Source organism: Streptomyces sp. NBC_00249, assembly GCF_026342355.1.
Classification (GTDB): domain Bacteria; phylum Actinomycetota; class Actinomycetes; order Streptomycetales; family Streptomycetaceae; genus Streptomyces.
Genome location: NZ_JAPEMV010000001.1, coordinates 113,706 through 131,789, shown reverse-complemented (window position 1 = coordinate 131,789; position 18,084 = coordinate 113,706). Strand labels below are relative to the sequence as shown.

Below are 18,084 nucleotides of genomic sequence, written 5' to 3'. Positions count from 1 at the left end.
CCAGTGGTGTGACGTACGGACGGGTGTGAGCTGCTCTAGGGAGCGGTGTCGCAGGCGGAGTCCAACGGGCCCCGGCCCCCGTAGGCGAGCCAGCGGGCCTCGACCTCGGCTCCGGACGGGGCCGGTACGGCGCACAGGCCCGAGACGAGGGCGCGGCGCGACAGGTCCGAGACCATCACCGGCCCGTCGGCGACGGCCACCGCGAGTCCTCCCGACGCCGACAGCGCGAGGGCCGTCACCCGGCCGGCCCGCCGGGGCAGTTCCGCCAGCGCCCGCCACGGTCCGGCGCCGGTGCGCCGCCACAGCCGGACGGTGCCCCGGTCGTCGCCGGTGGCCGCCAGGGAGCCGTCGGGCGCCAGCGCGAGCGCCGTCGGGGTGAGCCCCCGCATTTCGGGAGCCGTCCAGGCACCCTTGCCCGGCCGGGCGAACGCCTCGACCTCGGTGAGGCCGGCGCCCACGGCCAGCGCTCCGTCGGCGCCCGGCACCAACAGGGTGTCCGCCGGAGCCCCGGAGCCCGCCGTGCCGACGGCGCGCGGTGACGCGGGATCGGTCAGGTCCCACCAGGAACCGGTGAACCCCGCACTCCCGTCGGGGACCAGGGCCACCGGAGCGCCGGCCGCCCCCGTGCCGGGCTTCGAGGACAGCAGCCGGGGACGGGCGGGGGAGTCGAGGCCCCACCACTCGACGGCGCCGTGCGCGGTGCGTACGGACAACCGCGCGGCGCCGGAGGCCACGGCGGCGCGCACACCCGGTACCAGGGCAACCGGCCCCGCCGCGCCGGTGTCGGCGGTGTTCCACAGCTCCACCCCCCGCCCCCGGACGACCATCAGGGTGTGCCCGTCCGGGGCGAACGCCAGGTCCTGGACCCGTCGTCCGCCCGCCGCCGCGAGCCCGGCGGGGACGGGCAGCACCTCACCCGTGACCGCCCGCACCGAGACCGCGCCGTCCGCGCCGCCCACGGCCAGGGCCTGCCCGTCGGGCCGGTACGCCACCGCCGCCGCGGAGGACACCGGAGCGGCGGCGACGGCGCCCGGCTGGAGCAGGGCCCGCGTGTCCCACATCCGGGTCGAGGACGCGTCCGCCACCAGGAGCCGCTCCCCGTCCGGGAGGAACGCCACCACCTGCGCCGGACCGTGCCCGGAGGTCTCGCCCAGCAGTGCCGGGACGGGCCCGTGGACGTCCCACACCTGGACGCCCCCGATTCCCGCCAGGGCCAGCAGCCGCCCGTCGGGCGACAGCGCCGGCGAGGCCTCTGTGCTCTGCGCCGAGGCGACGGTCCCCGTACGGCGCGGCTCGCCCGACAAGGACCACAGTTCGGCCGTGCCGTCCTGCCGCAGGGCGGCCAGGGCGCCCGCGTCGGCCGTGACGCTCGTCGCGCCCACGTACGGGCCCGAAGACCCGGGCAGGGCCTGAGGCGCGCCCTCCGTACCGTCCTGGGCGACCCGGCGCACCAGCAGGCGTCCCTGACCGTCCAGGCCGGTGAGCAGCCTGCCGCCGGCGTCGTAGCGCAGTGCCTCGCCGGCCAGGGTCCGCACCCGCGGCGTGGGCCCCGCGCCGAGCGTGACCAGACGGGTGGAGTCCTTGGCGGTGAGGGCGACGGTGGTGGAATCGTGCGAGAACGTCATCTCGTCGACGAATCCGGTGCCGTCGGGCACCTCCACCCGACGGACCGGTTCCGGACCGGGCGCCGACGCGTCCCAGAACAGCAGGAAGCCGTAGGAGGCCACCACGATCCAACGCCCGTCCGGGGAGAAGGCCAGACCCACGGCGGGAGCGCGCAGGCGCAGCGAGGCGACGGGCGTCCGGGTGTCGACGGTGAACAGCTGGACCTGGTCCCCGCCGGCCAGGGCCATCACACGGCGGTCGGGCGCGACCGCGAAGGAGACCGCCGCCGGCAGGTCGGTGCTGCGGCCGCCGGAGTCGGCCGGGCGCAGCCCGGAGTTCGCGATCAGCGCGGCCCAGGCCTCGTCGGTGCGGGCACTGCCCTCCGCCGCCACGGCGAGCCGTCCCGCCAGCACCGGTTCGACGTGGCGCAGCGCCAGCGCCGACGCGGCCAGCTGCCGGGACCGTAGTGTCCCCGCCTCGGCCGTGGCTCGTTCCTGCGCCCGGTAGGCCACCCACCCCAGGACGGACGCGGCGGTCAGCACGACGGTGGAGGTGGTGGCACCGAGCAGCAGGAGACGGCGGCCGCTCCGGGCCCGGCGGGTGGCCGAGCGCTGGCTCCGGACGGAGGCTCCGAGGAACCGCAGTACCTCTGCCCCGACCTCCAGTTGTGTCCGGTCCGCGGTCAACTCCAGGGCCCGGCTGAGGGTGTGGCCGCGGTAGAGGTCCGCCTCGTTCTCCCCGGCGTCCCGCCACGACGCCGCCGCGTCCGTCAACTGGGCGTGCCGCACCCGCCATTCGGGGTCCGCCGCGAGCCACCTGCGCATGAGCGGCCAGCTCTGGAGCAGGGCCTCGTGGGCGGGCTGGACGGCCCGCCCGGTCTGGGTGAGCAGTCCGGCCCGCAGTAGCCGGTCCAGCAGGGGCAGCGTGTGCCGGCTGCCCAGTTCCCGTACGAGGGTGTCCCGGTCCACGGCGGTCCGGACCGGCGGTACGCCCTCCAGGGGGCGGCCCGGCCGGACGGTGCGCAGCAGCAGCTGCTGCGCCACGAGCCGTTGGTCCGGATCGAGGCCGCGCAGGACCTCGTCGGCGGACTGGGTGATGGCTCCGGCGATGCCCCCGGAGTCGTGGTAGCCCCGGACGGTCAGCACGCCGTCCACCCTTCGCTCCCAGGTCGCCGTCAGGGCCTGCGCGAGGTGGACGAGGCTGGTGCCGACGGCGGTGGCGCGCTCCGGGCCTCCGGGAGCGGGCGGGGGAGCGGGGTCGAGGCCGTGGCCGAGGTCGGTCAGGATGAGGTCGAGCAGGCCCGCTTCGATGCGCAGGTTCTCCTGCCGGGCGGGCTCCGTCACGGCCGCCCGGATCTCCCGGGGCGACAGCGGCGGCACCACGAACTGATGCTCCGTCACCGCCCGTACCAGTTCGGGGCGTTCGGCGCAGGCGGCGAAGGAGTGTGCGGTCAGGGAGAGCAGGACCGCCAAAGGGTTCCGCGGGTCGCCGCCGACGGCGGCGAGTTCGGTGACCGCGCGGATGAAGGCGGTGCGTTCCCGGGCGTCCTCGCAGAGGTTGAAGGTCTCCTCGAACTGGTCGACGAGCAGCGCGCGCCCGAGCCCGGGCCGCCGCAACCGGTCGGCCACCGCACGGGGTTCGTCCGCGAGCAGTCTCCTGAGGGGCCCGGCCGACATGTCGGCCGGTTCGGACAGGGCCTGCGCCAGCGCGTCCAAGGGGTGCTCCGTCGGGGCGAGGAGCACCGGTTCCCACCCGAGGGGCGTGCCGGCGGAGGGGGCTCCCCGGCGCAGGGCGGGCAGGAGCCCGGCGCGCAGCAGCGAGGACTTGCCGACACCGGACACGCCGAGCAGGATCAACGGCAGTCCGGGCCGGCCGGGCGAGGTGAGGGCCGCCGCGAGGTCCGCGCTCAGCTGCTCACGGCCGTGGAACCAGCGCTGGTTCGACTCCTCGAACGGGGCGAGCCCCGGGTAGGGGCAGATCCCCGTGTCCGGTGGCCCGGGCACGCTCCGGGAGCCGGGCACGAAGGCCTTGTTGCGGGCCAGCGCGAACCATCCGGTGGTGCTGTCCTGGTGGACGCGGGGCTCCAGCCCGCGCCCGGCCAGCCTGCGCCGGACGTCCTCCAGGGTGAGCTGGGCCGAAGCCCCCGGATCGCCCTCGTCGAGGAGGGCGAGCAGCTCCCCGGAGAACACCGTGTGCGCGGCGTCGGGCGGTGCGAGGGCCACCTCGTCGCGGGCGGCGGCGGGCAGCAGGTAGTGGCGGCGCAGCCCGGTGAAGGGATCGTCGGCGGCGCGGGCCCCGTGGCAGCAGTCCAGGACGGTGATCAGCCGCTCGGGCTTGTACCTGCGTACCAGGTCGAGGACCTGGCCGAAGGCGAGCGTGTTGTACGGGAGGGTGTCGGGGTGCCCGGTCGTGGCCCGGGTGCACAGGCGCAGTTCGTTGCGGGCGCCGACCAGCCCGTGCCCCACGTAGTAGAGGAGCAGGGTGTCGTGGGCGGCGCGCGCGGCCTCCGACACCGCCCGCGCGAAGGTCTCCGTGTCCGGCGGGTCCTCCAGCACCGTCAGCCGCTCGGGCGTGACCCCGCAGTGCTCGCGCAGGGCGGCGGCCAGGTCGGTCAGGGTCCGGTGCACGGCGGGGACGGGCGGCAGCACGTCCGGGGCGGCGCTCAGCCCGCTGCCGATCAGCAGGACGTGGCAGCCCGGGGCCGCCAGCCCGAGGTCAACGGTGCTCAACGCGTTCCTCCTCGGTTCGGGGACGGGCCCGCAGCGCGCGGGCCGGCAGGACCCGCGCCGACAGGGCCGTCGGCAGCAGCACCCGTGCCACCGAGGCGACGACCCACAGCCGGCGCCCGGGCCGCAGCTCCTCGCGTATCGATTCGGCCAGCAGCCAGGCGAGTTCGGCGTCCTGGGGGCTCATCCCGCTCAGCGAGGGATCGGCCCTCACCTCGCCGGCGGTCGGTTCGCAGAAGCGGGCGCGGGTGGCGAGCTGGGCCAGGGAGACGGCGGAGGCGCGGACGGCGGCCACCGGCTCCGCCCCCGACAGCATCCGGGCCGATTCCACCAGGGTGCGGGAGGGGTCGGGCGGGGCGGCGCCCGCCGCGTCGAAGGCGTGCCGGGCGTCGTGCCAGGCGGCGAGCACCCGTAGCGCGGGCGTACCCAGGCGGCGCCCCGCCCGACGGCGCAGCACGGGCCGTACGAGGACCATCCAGATACGGGCGCCCGCCGCCCCGGAGACGAGCGCCGTGAGGGCCGCCGCCGCCCAGGTACTCCAGGGGATCCCGGAGGCCGGGCCGAGCGCCCGCCCGCCTCCCGCCGGTGTCGGGGCGGCCGGGGAGGCCCCGGCGGCCGGGCCCGGCGAGGACGAGGACGAGGCCGAAGGCGAGGGGGAGGGCGAGGGCTGCGGCACGACCGGGTCCGGCTCCGGGCGTACCTCGTCCTCGGCGGCGGAGCTCGCGGCGGGCACGGGCTCGAAGGGCAGCCAGCCGACGCCCTCGAAGGCGACCTCGGTCCACAGGGCCGCGTCCCGCGCGAGGACGGTGTGCGGGCCCGTACCCGCCGGGACGCGGAATCCGACCACGATCCGGCACGGCAGGCCTTCGAGGCGGGCGGCGAGCGCGTACGCGGCGGCGAAGTCCACCGCCGACCCCTTGCGGTCGGCCAGGAACCGGCCGAGGGAGGCGACCGGCTGGTTCAGCGGCGCCTTCGCGACCCGCCGGTACTCGCGGGACAGCTCGGAGGCGAGGGCCTGGGCCCGCCCGTAGGGGGTGCTCGCCGCGCCCCGGACCCGGTCGGCCAGCTCCCGCAGCGACGGGGGTACGGATCCCGGTACGTCGAGGGCCTGCGGTACGCCGGACGCGGGGGACAGGCCCGCCGCGTCGGCCGGGGTGACAGCGGGGGCCACGCCCGCCGTGATGCCGTAGCGGGCGTCGGGTGCCAGGCCGGGCACGGCGAGCGCCGTGCGTTCGAAACGGTTGAACAGCAGACGGGTCCCGTCGGACCGGATCGCCGCCGGGCTGTCGGGCACGGGCAGCAGCCGGCCCCTCAGGTTCCGGATCACGGCCGAGGAACGCCCGCCCCCCTCCAGCCGCCCGGCGGCGCGCACCCCGAGGGCCGGATCGACCGGCAGCGGGCCGAAGACCGGGGTGAACACGTCGTGGAGGGTCCACCGACGGCCGTCGTAGGCGGTGAGCGAGGCCAGCCGCCACCGCTCCGGTCCGGCGGACGACGGGGGCGCGGAGGGGCCGCGCTCCACGGTGAACAGGGCTTCCTCCGGCTGCTGTTCCCACTGCGTGTACTGGGCCAGCGGACTGGTGACGGCCGCCGCCTCCTCGACGGTCGGACGGTGCTCACGCGGGTCGTACACGGGCTTTCCGCCCGGCCACAGCGCCGACAGCACGACGGCGGCCACGGTGGTGACCGCCACCGGCCCCAGGACGAGCCACACCGTACGGGGCGCCAGGACCGCACGCGGCAAGGTGGCCGCGGCGACGGCGCCGAGCGCGACGACCTGGCCGAGCAGCGCACCGCGCCCGGGCAGGCACAGCGCGGTCGCGACGACGAGCAGCGCGAAGCCGGGCACCGTCGCGGCGGTGACCCGCCGGGCGCGTACGGCCAGTTCGGCCCCCGCGGCCGACGCCGTCCACACGGCGGTGAACGGCACCGCCAGGAGCACCGGGTCCGCCGCCGCCGGAAGCGGCACGTCGAGGAAGGCGGCCCACCCCTGGGCGGCCGTACCCGGCATCGCGCGCAGCGAGGACAGGACCCCTTCGGAGGGCCCGGAACCGTACAGCACCACGGAGCCCGCCAGCAGGCACAGGCCCGCCGACAGCGGCAGCGAGACCTCCACCGGCAGCCGCCCGCGGCCCCCGGCCGCCACGACCACCAGGGCGACGGGCAGCAGGGCCGCCACCGCCAACGGCAGGGCGAGGGCCTCGTACCCGAACGCCCGGTGGAAGGCGGAGCCGGCGATGCCGGCCGCCGCACCGGCGGGCAGCGCCCGGCCGGCCGCGCGTGCGAACGTCCCGCTCACGCACGCCTCCCGGGCGCCCGGGCCGCGGCGGCCCACAGCAGCAGGGCCTGCTCCGCGTCCCGGGCGTGCCGGTGACGCACCGGGGCGGCCCCCGGGACCGGTCCGTCGCCGGACGCTTCGGCGCGGGGCGCGGCCGAACCCAGGTGCAGGGCGACGACGGCGCACCCGCCCGTGATGGGCGCCGGCAGCGGGTGACCGGCCGCGGACTCACCCGTCACCACCGTCAACAGGCCCTGGGCGGCGACCCGGTACGGGCCCCGGGAACGGCCGCCCGCCGTTCCGCCGTACGCCGCGGCCGGGGGCGAGGGACGGCCCTGCCCGGGGACGGCCCCGGTGGGCGCCACCTCGGTCAGGAACTCCAGCGAACGAGCCGACCCGGACGGACCGGGAGGAGCGCTCAGCACCGCCCCCTCGCTCGTCCACAGCCGCAGGGCGAGGCCGCGGCGGGCGGCGTCCGCGGCGAGGGAGGCCGCCGTGTCCACCGCCTCCTCGAACGCGGCACGATCCGGGTAGCAGACCGCCCGGGTGTCGAGCCACACGTACCGGGTGGGTTCCTCCACGGCGGTGTCCTGCCGCACGACCAGCGCCGAGGTGCGCGCGCTGCTCGGCCAGTGGATGCGCCGTACGTCGTCGCCGGGCCGGTACTCGCGGAGCGTGTGGAACTCCGGGCCGTCCCGGTGGGCGAGGGGCCGGCCCGTGACCTGCGTGCTGCGGGTCCGCCCCGCGCCCGGTCCGGGGACGGGCAGGGTGCGGGGAAGCACCCGTAGGGTCTGGGCGGCGCCCGCCCGGCTCTCGCGGTGGAACAGCCCCAGGGGGTCGCGTACGCGCAGCGCCGAGGGCCCGAGGACGAGGACGCCGTGGTGCTCGGTGGGCAGGCGCACGACGAGCCTCTCGCCGCCACCGGCCGACGCCGCCCGGCGGTGCTCCGCCGGTGTCCCCTGCCCCGGGAGGAGTTCGTAGACCAGCGGGATCCAGGCGGGGACGGCCGGCCGGTCGGCCGTCAGCGTCGCCGCCTCCCCGCGCGTCACGCTCGCCCTGTCCAGCCGGGCCGACACCCCGTTCCGCGCGGCCGCGCGCACCAGGAGGGCGGCGGCGCCGAGCGTGACCAGGCCGCCGACCGCCGGGGCCGCCAGCGTCGCCGTACCCAGGAGCCAGGCGCAGCCGGGCAGGAGGAGGCAGACGCCGAGGACTCCCGAGCCCCGCGCCGTGATCACCGGGGTACCGCCACGACGGCCAGGACACGGCGCAGGACGTCCTCACCGGTGAGCCCGTCGAGGAGGGCATGGTCGGTCAGCACCAGCCGGTGGGCCAGCACCGGCCCGGCGAGCGCCTTGACGTCGTCCGGTGTCACCCCCTGCCGGCCCTGGGCGAGGGCGTGCACCCGCGCGACCCGCAGCAGGGCGAGCCCGCCCCGGGTGCTCGCACCGAGCCGGACGTCCGGGGCGTGCCGGTCCGAGCGGGTCTCGCGCAGCAGGAGCGCGACGTACCGGTGCACGGCGGGGTCGACCCGCACCCGGCGCGCCGTCTCCACCATGGCGGTCAGCACACGGTCGTCGAAGACGGGCTCCAGGTGCGCCGGTGTCCCCGTGTGCCGGTCGTCGCGGGCGAGGATCTCGCTCTCCGCCTCCAGATCGGGCCGGCCGATGCGCAGCCGCATCATGAAACGGTCCAGCTGGGCCTCCGGCAGCGGGTAGGTGCCCTCGAAGTCGATCGGGTTCTGCGTGGCCACCACCATGAAAGGGCGCGGTACCGGGCGGGCCTGCCCGGCCACCGACACCTGCTGCTCCTGCATCACCTCCAGCAGCGCCGCCTGCGCCTTGGGCGAGGCCCGGTTGATCTCGTCGCAGACGACGACGTGCGCGAAGACCGGTCCGGGACGGAACACGAAGGTGCCGCCGCCCTGGTGGACCTCGACGCCCGTGACGTCGGACGGCATCAGGTCCGGCGTGAACTGGATCCTGGTGCTGGACACCCCGAACGCCGTGGCGAGGGCCCGGGCGAGCGAGGTCTTGCCCACCCCGGGGACGTCCTCGATCAGCAGGTGACCCTCGGCCAGCAGGCAGGCCAGCGCCAGCCGGACGGCTTCCCGCTTCCCGTTCAGCACCTGGTCCACGGCCTGGGCGACGAGCTCGAAGCGGCCCCGGAACCCCTGCAACTCCTCGGCGGGGTCGCCTCCGGGCGCCGGCCCGTTCAACCGACTTTCCACAGCTGTACGTTCCCCTCTCCTCCTACCGCCAGGACCCGCCCGTCAGGGCTGAATCCCAGCAGTGCCGCATCCTTGCGCGGCAGCGAACCGGTCTTGCGCAGGGCGTCGTCGTCGAGGCGCCACAGGGTGACGGAGCCGTCCGTCGACCGCGCCGCCACCGTGCGGCCGTCGGGGGACAGGACGCCGGCCGACACGGCACCGGCCTCGGGCAGTGCCCGCTCCCGCGGGCGGGCCGGATCGCGTACGTCCCACAAGGACAGGGAGGTACGCGTGCCTGCGGCCAGGACGTGCGTCCCGTCGGCGGAGAACAGCGGGGGCGCGTTGCCGGTGGTGGGGATGTTCACCACGCGCGCGTTGCCGCGGTCGTTCAGGTCCACGAAACGAAGGGTGTATTTCATACCGCTCAAGATGGAGGGGACGGCCAGCAGGGGTGCCGTCGGGCTGAAGGCCACCCGGCCTATGAGAAGACCGACGCCGCCGATCTCCGTGCCGTAGTGGATGGCGTGCGCGGCCCTGCCGGGGTCACTCACGTCGAGCAGCAGCAACTCGGCCCTCCCCATCGAGGTGCCGGCATCGTGGGTGGCGACGGCCCACAGGGTCCCGGTGGGGTCCAGGGAGCTGGAGGCGAAAATGTCGGACGCGCCGGAGAGCATGGAAGCCCAGGCCTGCCGGGGCGTCGTGGGATCCGTGAGGTCGTAGCGTGCGATACCGAGCGAGCTGAGCACGTACACGGAGGTGAAGTCCCTGGTGAAGTCCATGCTGTACGTGTCGTCCGCACCGATGGGGTGGAAGTCCGCCGGACCGGAGGGCTGGAAGCGGCCGAGCATGCGGAAGCCGTCGCCCTGTCTCCTCCACAGGCTGATCAGGCGCCCGTCGGAGATGGCGATCGTGTTGCCGTCGGGCGCGAACCTCGCGTGCCGGGCGGGGGTCTCCAGGGTGGTGAGCAGGCTCGGCCGCTGGGTGTCGTCGCCGGGCGCGGGAGGTGGGGCCGGCGCCGGCGCAGTGGTGGGCGTGGGGCTGGGCGTGGGTGTGGGTGTGGGCGTGGGGCTGGGGGCCTCCGGCTGCGGGAACTTGCGGAAGACCCGCGTGGTGCCCGCGTACGAGACCATGGCCTGCGGCCCGCCCGGATCGTCGGCCCACACCCGCTCACCCTGGGCGAAGACCGTGAGGTCCGGGGCGGGGGAGTGGTCGAGGCGGGCCTCGACCGCGGTGCGCCCCGATACGGGGTCGTGGGCCAGTACCTGAGCGCCGTCCCGGTCGGCGACCCAGACACGCCCGCCCTGCTCGAGGGGCGGCCCCCACCGGCGGGCCGCGCCGTCGAGGAGCCGCACGCGGTGCAGGGCCCGCCCGGTCTCGAGGTCCAGGGTCAGCAGGGTGTTCGTCGGGGAGAGCACCAGGTACAGGCGGCCGTCCTCGCCGAGACCGGCCTCCGCCACCCCCTCACCGCTCTCGAGGGCGACCGGCACCTCCCCCGCCTTCCCCGCATCGGACAGGACGACGAAGAACGGTGCGGAGCGATGGACGGCGACGGCCCGGCCCCCGCGCGCGACCAGCACGATGTCCTCGGCGGCCCCCGGCACGCCGATCCGCCGCACGGTACGGCCGGCTCCGTCCAGGTGCAGGACCTCGTGCCGGCCGGGCAGGTGGAGCCACGCTCCGCCGTGCCCGTCCGGTACCGCCTGGGCGACCGGATCCCCGGCCCGCAGCGTGCCGTCGCGCGTCGTCCGGGGCCCGGCGTCCTTCAGCGGGCTCAGCAGGCCCTGCGCGTGGTCCACGGAGTAGGCCGCCGCTCCCGAGACGAGGACGGTGGCGGACGGGGAGACCAGCCGCTCCGTCGACGCCAGGGCGAGCTGCTGCTCGTCCACCACGCTCGCGGTGGGGTTCCCGCCGATCTCCTTGGGCTGCCGTGCCACGAGTACGGGCGCCGCCCCGCCCCGTACGACCTCCAGCCGGCCGCCCGCGGCGTCCGGGACCCGGATCTGCGCGACGGGGCGGGCGGTGACCCCGTCCACGGCGGTGAGCAGGCCGGGCGCGTCGCTGACCAGCCACGCCGTGTCGGCGTCCAGGCGCAGGAGCGTGGTGTCCCGGGGCGGTCCCAGGGAGGTCAGGGCCACTGCGGCGAGCGCGCAGAACACGAGTACGGCAGCGACGACCCTGCGGTCACTGCCGCGTTCCCCCCTCGCAGACGTCACGCAGCCCCCATGCGTCGTCACCGGACGGCCATTGTGCCGTAGGTCACGCCAATTGAGCGAGTTTTTACGGTAGTTGACCGAAAGGAACGCAGGGCCGGACGGGGTACCCGCGCCCGCCCGGCGTGTCGGCCACCGGCGGGTGGGCGAGGGGGCCCGGCTTTCACCTGGTCGGGCCAAGCGAGGGTGGCCGGCTGCCGCGAATGGCCCAGCGCCAGGACCCCGGACAGGCCAGGAGCCCGATCAGACGCCTAATGTCGCAGCCAGACACATCAGCTCGCGAAGCGTGGGGAGATGTCATGTCCCGTCGAGGCCGCCGACTGGCCGGCGCCGGCACGAGTACGGTCGCCGCCCTCCTGCTCGCCACCGGCTGCGCCCTCGCCACGCCGCCGCGCGGGGCGTCCGGCCCCCACGGACCCCGCACCGAGGTCGCCGTCGGCGCCTACCTCCACTACGGCTCGCCGGGCGTCGAGCGGATGCAGAAGCTCTCGCGCTGGCTCGGGGGCGCCGAACTGCGCGCCGGGCACACCTACCTCCCCGGTGACACCTGGGCGAACATCGAAGGGGCGCCGGATTCCCTGCACAGCTGGGCCCGTTGGCGCAAGGCGGGAGCGGATCGGCTCTTCGTCCTGAACGTGCCCATGCTGGAGCACAACGAGGCGGACGTCCCCGACGACCAGGTCGCCGAACTGCTCCGCTCCGGCGCGGAAGGCGAGTACGACCACCACTTCCAGCGGCTGGCCGAGCGCCTGGTCGATCTCGGGGTGCCGGACACCGTCATCGTGCTCGGCTGGGAGATGAACGGCTTCAACTACACCCACCGGTGCCGCCCCGACCCCGAGAGCTGGCAGGAGTACTGGCGGCGCATCGTGTCGGCCATGCGCTCGGTGGAGGGGCAGCGGTTCCGCTTCGACTTCGCCCCCAACCGCGGCGGTGACGCGATCGCCTGGACCAGCTGCTACCCCGGTGACGACGTGGTCGACATCATCGGCATGGACTCCTACGACCAGCCGCCCGGCCACTCCTTCGCCGACCAGGTCACCCAGCCCTACGGACTCCAGCAGCAGGTCGACTTCGCCAAGGCGCACGGCAAGCGGATCTCGTACCCCGAGTGGGGGCTGTTCCGCAACGGCGACAACCCCGACTACATGCGGCGCATGCTGGCGTGGATCGCCCGGCACAAACCGCTTTACCACAGCATCACCGACTACTGCCCGCACGGCGTGTGGCAGTGCAGCGAGAACCCGCGCTCCGCACGGGTGTTCCGGGACTCCCTGTCCACCGGCAAGAAACGGCGGCCGGCCCACCGCCACCTCCCTTGAGGCAACCGGCCAAAGCCGCTGCCGACCGCGCTGTTAACGTTCCCCCTCGAACGAGGGGGAGGAACAGCACATGACTTCGGACGTGTTCCGCATCGGCGGGGACCTGGAAGTGCGCAGGCTCGGCTTCGGGGCCATGCGCCTGCGGACGGAGGCGGGCCCGGTCCGTGAGGCCTCGCTCGCGGTCGCCCGGCGGGCCGTCGACCTGGGCATCACCCTGATCGACACCGCCCACCTGTACGGCTGGGGAGCCAACGAGGAGCTCCTGGCCGAGGCCCTGCACCCCTACCCGGACGGGCTCCTCGTCACCACCAAGGTCGGGATCGCCAGGTCGGGCCGCCCCGACGGGCGGCCGGCCTTCCTGCGCGAGCAGGTCGAGCAGGCACTGCGCCGACTGCGCGTCGAGCGGATCGAACTGCTCCAACTGCACCGCCTGGACCCCGAAACGCCCCTCGCCGACCAGCTCGGCGCACTGCGGGACCTGCGGACCGAGGGCAAGATCGGCCGGATCGGGCTGTCCGAGGTCACCGCCGACGAACTCCACCGGGCGCGGGCCGTCGTCGACATCGCGAGCGTGCAGAACGGCTACAACGTGCTCGACCGCGAGCACGAGCCCGTGCTCGCCGCCTGCGAAGCGGCCGGTATCGCCTTCCTGCCCTGGCGCACCGTCGCCTGGGGGAAGTCCGGGGCGAACGCCGAGATCGCCGCCGTGGCGGCCGAGGCCGGAGCCACCCCCACACAGGTCGCGCTCGCCTGGCTCCTCGGCCGCTCACCGGTCGTCCTCCCGATCCCGGGCACCTCCCGGATCGAACACCTGGAGGAGAACCTCGCCGCGGAACGCCTCCACCTGACCGATGCCCAGCGCGCTCGCCTCGACGCGCTGCCGCAGGCGCAGCCGTGAGCGACTTCGACAACCCGGTGGACCGCACCACCGCCTCCTGTTGACCCCCGCGGGCAACGCCCCCGATCGCCCCTCCGGGAGACTTGGCATGGCCGCCAAACCCCCTCCGTCCCCGCCCGCCGTCGTCTGCGAAGTCCCGGACGGGCTCGGCATCATCGAACTCACCGGGGACGCCGGAGCCAGCCTGCTCGCCCTCGCCGGCGATCCCGTACTGCTGGAGGGCAACGACGGCTTCGGCAGCATCGGCTGGCTGGCCGCCCGCGCCGGAGCCCGCGCGCCCGGAACCGGCGAGGTCAAGGCCCTCACGGAGTGGCTGGGCTGCCCGGACCTCGCGGTGGACCCCGTCACCGGCCACCACCTGCCGCCCGACCCGCAGCGCCTGCGCCCGCTGCTGACGCTCCTGGCACCGGGCCGGTACGTGATGACCGCCCGGCAGGCTCCGCACCGGCTGCGCATCGTCCACCCGCGCGGCCACGCGGTCGAGCAGTGGTACCCCGAGGAGGACTTCGCGCTGCTCACCACCGACCACTGGCCGCCGCGCCACGAGGCCGCCGTACGGGACCACACGCGGCGGATCAGGGGCGGCGGCCTGCCCGCGCTGGTCGTGCTGTGCCCGACCCCCGACAGCCTGACGGGCTACCTCCTCGACGGCCACCACAAGCTGGCGGCCTACCACCGGGCCGGGGTCCGCCCCCTGATCCTCCAGCTCACCCCGCAACAGCCGAAACCCTTCCACCGCGAGGACTACGAGCGCGCCCGCGCGGCCTTCCTGGCCGACCGCCCCGACCGCGAACGCGATTCGCTGGGCGGGGTGTTGGCGTACATCCGCGACGAGGCACGCCACGTGTCCTGACGGGCCCGCGCGATGACCTGGGCGATGCCTTCGTCGATGTCGTCGACGACGACATCGAGGTGCAGGCGTGCCTTGCCGCGTTTGGGCTCGGCCACGGGCTGGAAGACCAGCCGCGGCTGCGGATCGCCTCGGTGCCCCAGGTAGACCCAGCCGGGCCGGGTCGGTCCCGGCCGGCGGTCCAGGAGCACGCTCCAGAAGCCGGCCACCCGCTCCACGTCGACGCAGTCGATCGTCACTCCGCCCCATCGGTTCGCCATGTCGTCAGCCCTCCTGCGTGGTGGTGATGGCGGTGCGGGATACCGACGGCCCGGCCGCCGCGCGAACCCGTTCCCCGGCGAGCCGACCGGCAGCGATCGCGGGCGTGACCCGGTGGGTCCGTGCCGTACGGAAGACCAGCCGCAGCGTGGCCGCGATGCCCTGGATGCGTTCCGTCAGCCGTTCCTCGGATTCCCGGCGCAGTTCGACACCGGTCGCGTGGATGACTCCTCCGGCGCTGACCACCACGTCCGGAGCCCAGAGGATCCCCCGCGCCGCGAGGAGGCCGGCGGTGGCCGGATCGTCGAGCTGATTGTTGGCCGGGCCGGCCACGGCGGCGCACCGCAGCAGCGGCGCCGTGCGCGCGCTCAGCAGGCCGCCGAGCGCGGCCGGCACCAGGACGTCGACCTCCGTGTGCAGGGCGCCGTCCGGGTCCACCCAGGCAGCACCCAGCTCCTCGGCCATGCCGCGTGCGGCCGGGTCGACGTCGGTCACCACGAGCCGCGCGCCGGCCCGGTGCAGGAGCCGGGCCACGTGGCCGCCGACCGCACCGAGGCCGATCACCCCGAAGCTCCGGCCCGCGAGCTCCGGTGACCCGAAGACCTCCTCGGCGACCGCGCCCAGTGCCGCGAGAGTGCCGCGCGCGGTGTGGAGGGAGGAGTCACCGCTGCCGCCGTCCTCGACGGGCCGGCAGCAGACGTGTGTGGTGCGTGTGCCGATCACCGTCATGTCGGCCGGGCTGCTTCCCACGTCAGGGCCCGCGATGTAGCGGCCGCCGAGCGATTCGATCGCGTCGCCGACGTCGTGGAGCAGCGCCGTGCGCTCCGCTCCGGCCGGGCGGGCCCGGACCTCCGTGATCTACCAGCACACCCACAACCAGGTGCTCGCCCCGCTCACCCCCTGACCGTCGAACCGGACGGCATGAAGACGGTGTCCTTCGGCCCGCGCAACTCCGGCGGCAGGACCCTTCAGTGCCCCTTGAGCAGGGCGCAGGCGAAGTCCTCCTGCACGGTGCGCAGGCGGGCCAGCAGGGCGGGCTTGTTGCTCTTGCTGGTCTGGGTGTTGATGGAGAAGGTCAGCGAACGCGTGCCGTCGGGGGTGGTGGCTGCGAGCTGGGTGTAGCCGGGGAAGTTTCCGCTGTGGCCGTAGAGCACACCGCAGCGGGTGGTGTACTGGAAGATCGCCAGCCCGGCGGCGTTGGTGCCGGGGCCGGCGGGCTCCGAGGAGTCGCCGGCGCGGAAGGTGAGCTGCTCCTTGCGGGTCTTCTCCGACAGCAGGGCGGGTCCGCCGTAGGCGCGGATGAAGGCGCCCAGCTCCGTGGGGGTGGAGACGATGCCGCCGGAGGCCCAGATGCCGGAGACGCCGACGACCTCACTGATGTCCTCCGGCTCGGCGGGCGGGAGGACGTCGTAGCCGTGCAGGTAGGGCCGGGGGAGCCGGAAGCCCACGGGCAGGCTGGTGCGGCGCAGATCCAGCGGGCGGTAGACGAGGTCCCGCAGGAGGTCCTCGTAGCGGCGGCCGGTGACGGCCTCGGCCATGAGCGCGACGGCGATGTTGTCCGAGTTGGAGTACTCGTACAAGGAGCCGGGCTGGAACAGCAGCGGCTCCCCGGCCACGAAGTCGAGGAGCCTGCGCGAGTCGAAGACGTGGTGCGGGTCGGCGCCGAGGATCTCGAGGAACCGGGGGGAGGCCGAGAAGTCGGGCAGGCCGCTGGTGTGCTGCAGGAGCTGGCGCAGGGTCACCGCGTGCCAGGCCGCGGGCTGCTCGGGCAGGTGCTCGCCGATGGTGTCGTCGAGGGACAGCCGGCCCTGGTCGACGAGTCGCAGGGCAACGGCCCCGCTGAACGCCTTGGCGATGCTGGCGATGCGCATGTGGTCGTCGGGCCGCGGCGGGCGGCCGGTCGCGGTGTCGCCGACACCGGCGGTGTACACCTGCGTACGGTCCTCCCGGGTGAGTACGGCGATCACCCCGGGCGGGCCGTCGTCCTGGGCGACGAGCCGGTCGAGCTGCTGCTGGAGGCTCTTGTCGTGGCGCGGGCCGCCATCGGCCGGACCGGGGCCGTCGGCCGCCTGCGCGGGCTGCAGCAGCCCGCCGAGCGCGGCGGCGGCGAGGGCGGTGGCGGACAGTCCGGTGCGCAGGCGGCGTCCGCGGGCGAAGGTCAGCACGTACGTGTCTCCTGGTGTGCGCTGGGGCGGCGGGGCGGGACCCGACCGGTACACCAGCCTGCCTAGCAGCCCGCGCCCCGCACCGGGCCCACGGCGCGCGCCCGCACCCCCGCTTGGCTGCGCAAGTCGCCGACGAACGGCCCGCTCCGGTCCTACGGCGAGCACCGCGAGCGCAGCCGTCGAGCCCGAAGACAGAGCGGTCGGGGCCGGCGGCGGCCTGGCGGTGGCGCCCGAACCGCCGGTGTACCGGTCCGTCAGCGGATACGGCAACAACATCGAGCACCCCGCATGCGGGGCGAACGGCTCGGCCTTCCTGCGGCGCACCCCCATCGGGTACGCCGACGGCGTGAGCGCCCCGGCCGGCGCCGACCGCCCGAGCGCCCGGGTGGTCAGCAACATCGTCTGCCGGCAGGAGACCGACACCCTCAACGCCCAGCGGCTGACGGACCTGACCTGGATGTGGGGGCAGTTCCTCAACCACGGCTTCAACCTCATCGCGGCCACCGATCCGCTGGAGACGATCGGTATCCCCGTCCCCGCCGACGACACGGCGTTCCCGCCGGGAAGCCAGATCCCGCTCACCCGCTCGGCGTACGACCCGTCCACCGGTACCGGACGGCGCAACCCGCGGCAGCAGCTCGACAGCCTCAACGCGTACATCGACGGCAGCCAGGTGTACGGACCGGACGAGGGGCGGGCCGCGGCCCTGCGCGCAGTCCAGAACCTCGGGCCGGTAGCCGTCTACACGAGCACGCTGAAAACCGGCGTCGGCGTCGACGGGCCGGCCCTCCCGCTGAACACGGCAGGACTGTTCAACCAGACGGTCGGGCCGACGGCCGGCTACTTCCTGGCCGGCGACGAGCGGGCCAACACCGGCTACGGACTGATGAGCATCCATTCGCTGTTCGTCCGGGCAACGACGGCCAGGTCCTGCAGACCGTGCCGCACGGCCAGGCGCTGCTCAACATCGGGATCGTCAACCAGTACGGCATCGGCCCGGTGTTCAAGGGCTTCGCGTCCCAGATCATGCAGGAGGTCGACGTCTCGGTGATCGAGGCGATGCGCAGCATCCGGCTCCCCGGGGCGCCGCCGCTGGACCTGGTGGCCATCGACATCCAGCGCGCCCGGGACCACGGCATCCCGGACTACAACCAGTGCCGCAAGGCGTACGGCCTGCCCCCGCGCGCCACGTTCGCCGAGCTCACACCGGACCCGGGAGTCCGGGCGAAGCTGACCGCCGCGTACGGCGACATCCGCCTGCTCGACCCGTTGATCGGCGGGCTGGCCGAACCCCACATCACGGGCACGGCGTTCGGCCCGCTCCTCACCGCCGTCATCACCGAGCAACTCACCCGCACCCGGGCCGGCGACCGCCTCTGGTTCGAGAACGACCCGGCCCTCACGCCCGCCGAGGTCACCGCGATCAAGAGCACGAAAATGTCGGACGTGATCAAGCGCAACACGCAGATCACCAACATCCAGGACGACGTCTTCCATCTGCCCCTGCCCTGATCCTGCCGTCAGGTGGTGTACCCCCTCGATCTGCTGGGGCCACCTCGCGCGCTC

13 protein-coding genes are annotated in these 18,084 nt (G+C 75.0%); 5 read left to right on the top strand and 8 right to left on the bottom strand.

What is annotated here, in order from left to right; all coding sequences use genetic code 11:
• Positions 1 to 35: 35 nt before the first annotated feature.
• Genes OOK31_RS00620 through OOK31_RS00600 form a run of 5 tightly spaced genes read right to left on the bottom strand, consistent with a single transcriptional unit; the run spans position 36 to position 11,028 of the window.
• Entirely contained in the window at positions 36 to 4,334 is a 4,299-nt protein-coding gene (locus tag OOK31_RS00620; RefSeq protein WP_267010302.1) for an AAA family ATPase, read from the bottom strand.
• The gene (locus OOK31_RS00615; protein WP_267010301.1) at positions 4,321 to 6,630 is read right to left on the bottom strand and encodes a transglutaminase-like domain-containing protein; all 2,310 of its coding nucleotides are present in this window, start codon (positions 6,628 to 6,630) and stop codon (positions 4,321 to 4,323) included. The genes OOK31_RS00620 and OOK31_RS00615 overlap by 14 nt, the downstream gene beginning before the upstream one ends.
• Positions 6,627 to 7,844, bottom strand: coding sequence for a DUF58 domain-containing protein (locus tag OOK31_RS00610; protein ID WP_267010300.1), 1,218 nt, complete (start codon positions 7,842 to 7,844; stop codon positions 6,627 to 6,629). The genes OOK31_RS00615 and OOK31_RS00610 overlap by 4 nt, the downstream gene beginning before the upstream one ends.
• The gene (locus OOK31_RS00605; RefSeq protein ID WP_267010299.1) at positions 7,841 to 8,836 is read right to left on the bottom strand and encodes a MoxR family ATPase; all 996 of its coding nucleotides are present in this window, start codon (positions 8,834 to 8,836) and stop codon (positions 7,841 to 7,843) included. Before OOK31_RS00605 ends, OOK31_RS00610 begins: the two co-directional genes overlap by 4 nt.
• On the bottom strand, positions 8,821 to 11,028 hold the full coding sequence (locus OOK31_RS00600; protein ID WP_267010298.1) for a WD40 repeat domain-containing protein: 2,208 nt from the start codon (positions 11,026 to 11,028) through the stop codon (positions 8,821 to 8,823). The genes OOK31_RS00605 and OOK31_RS00600 overlap by 16 nt, the downstream gene beginning before the upstream one ends.
• Before the next feature lie 296 nt (positions 11,029 to 11,324).
• Here OOK31_RS00600 and OOK31_RS00595 point away from each other — a divergent pair, with 296 nt between their 5' ends.
• The 3 genes from OOK31_RS00595 (at position 11,325) to OOK31_RS00585 (ending at position 14,098) form a co-directional block, all read left to right on the top strand.
• Positions 11,325 to 12,347 (top strand): glycoside hydrolase family 26 protein, encoded by a 1,023-nt coding sequence (locus OOK31_RS00595; RefSeq protein ID WP_267010297.1) that lies wholly within the window; start codon positions 11,325 to 11,327, stop codon positions 12,345 to 12,347.
• A gap of 70 nt (positions 12,348 to 12,417) precedes the next feature.
• Complete coding sequence (locus OOK31_RS00590) at positions 12,418 to 13,245, top strand: aldo/keto reductase (RefSeq protein WP_267010296.1); 828 nt, start codon at positions 12,418 to 12,420, stop codon at positions 13,243 to 13,245.
• A gap of 88 nt (positions 13,246 to 13,333) precedes the next feature.
• Entirely contained in the window at positions 13,334 to 14,098 is a 765-nt protein-coding gene (locus tag OOK31_RS00585; protein WP_267010295.1) for a hypothetical protein, read from the top strand.
• On the opposite strand, the gene OOK31_RS00580 is transcribed toward OOK31_RS00585, so the two are convergent.
• The 3 genes from OOK31_RS00580 to OOK31_RS00570 form a co-directional block, all read right to left on the bottom strand.
• Positions 13,990 to 14,355: a VOC family protein gene (locus tag OOK31_RS00580; protein WP_267010294.1), complete on the bottom strand. Its 366-nt coding sequence runs from the start codon at positions 14,353 to 14,355 to the stop codon at positions 13,990 to 13,992. The two genes, OOK31_RS00585 and OOK31_RS00580, sit on opposite strands and share 109 nt — an antisense overlap.
• A 4-nt stretch (positions 14,356 to 14,359) precedes the next feature.
• Positions 14,360 to 15,103 carry an NAD(P)-dependent oxidoreductase gene (locus OOK31_RS00575; RefSeq protein ID WP_267010293.1) on the bottom strand — a complete coding sequence of 248 codons (744 nt, stop codon included), beginning with the start codon at positions 15,101 to 15,103 and terminating at the stop codon, positions 14,360 to 14,362.
• A 218-nt stretch (positions 15,104 to 15,321) separates the two neighbouring features.
• The gene (locus OOK31_RS00570; RefSeq protein WP_267010292.1) at positions 15,322 to 16,518 is read right to left on the bottom strand and encodes a serine hydrolase; all 1,197 of its coding nucleotides are present in this window, start codon (positions 16,516 to 16,518) and stop codon (positions 15,322 to 15,324) included.
• A gap of 223 nt (positions 16,519 to 16,741) precedes the next feature.
• Between OOK31_RS00570 and OOK31_RS00565 the strand changes: the two genes are divergently transcribed.
• Both OOK31_RS00565 and OOK31_RS00560 read left to right on the top strand, forming a co-directional pair.
• The gene (locus OOK31_RS00565) at positions 16,742 to 17,569 is read left to right on the top strand and encodes a peroxidase family protein (RefSeq protein WP_267010291.1); all 828 of its coding nucleotides are present in this window, start codon (positions 16,742 to 16,744) and stop codon (positions 17,567 to 17,569) included.
• A complete protein-coding gene (locus OOK31_RS00560) occupies positions 17,458 to 18,030 on the top strand; it encodes a peroxidase family protein (RefSeq protein ID WP_267010290.1) in 573 nt (190 codons plus the stop codon). Before OOK31_RS00565 ends, OOK31_RS00560 begins: the two co-directional genes overlap by 112 nt.
• Positions 18,031 to 18,084 lie beyond the last annotated feature (54 nt).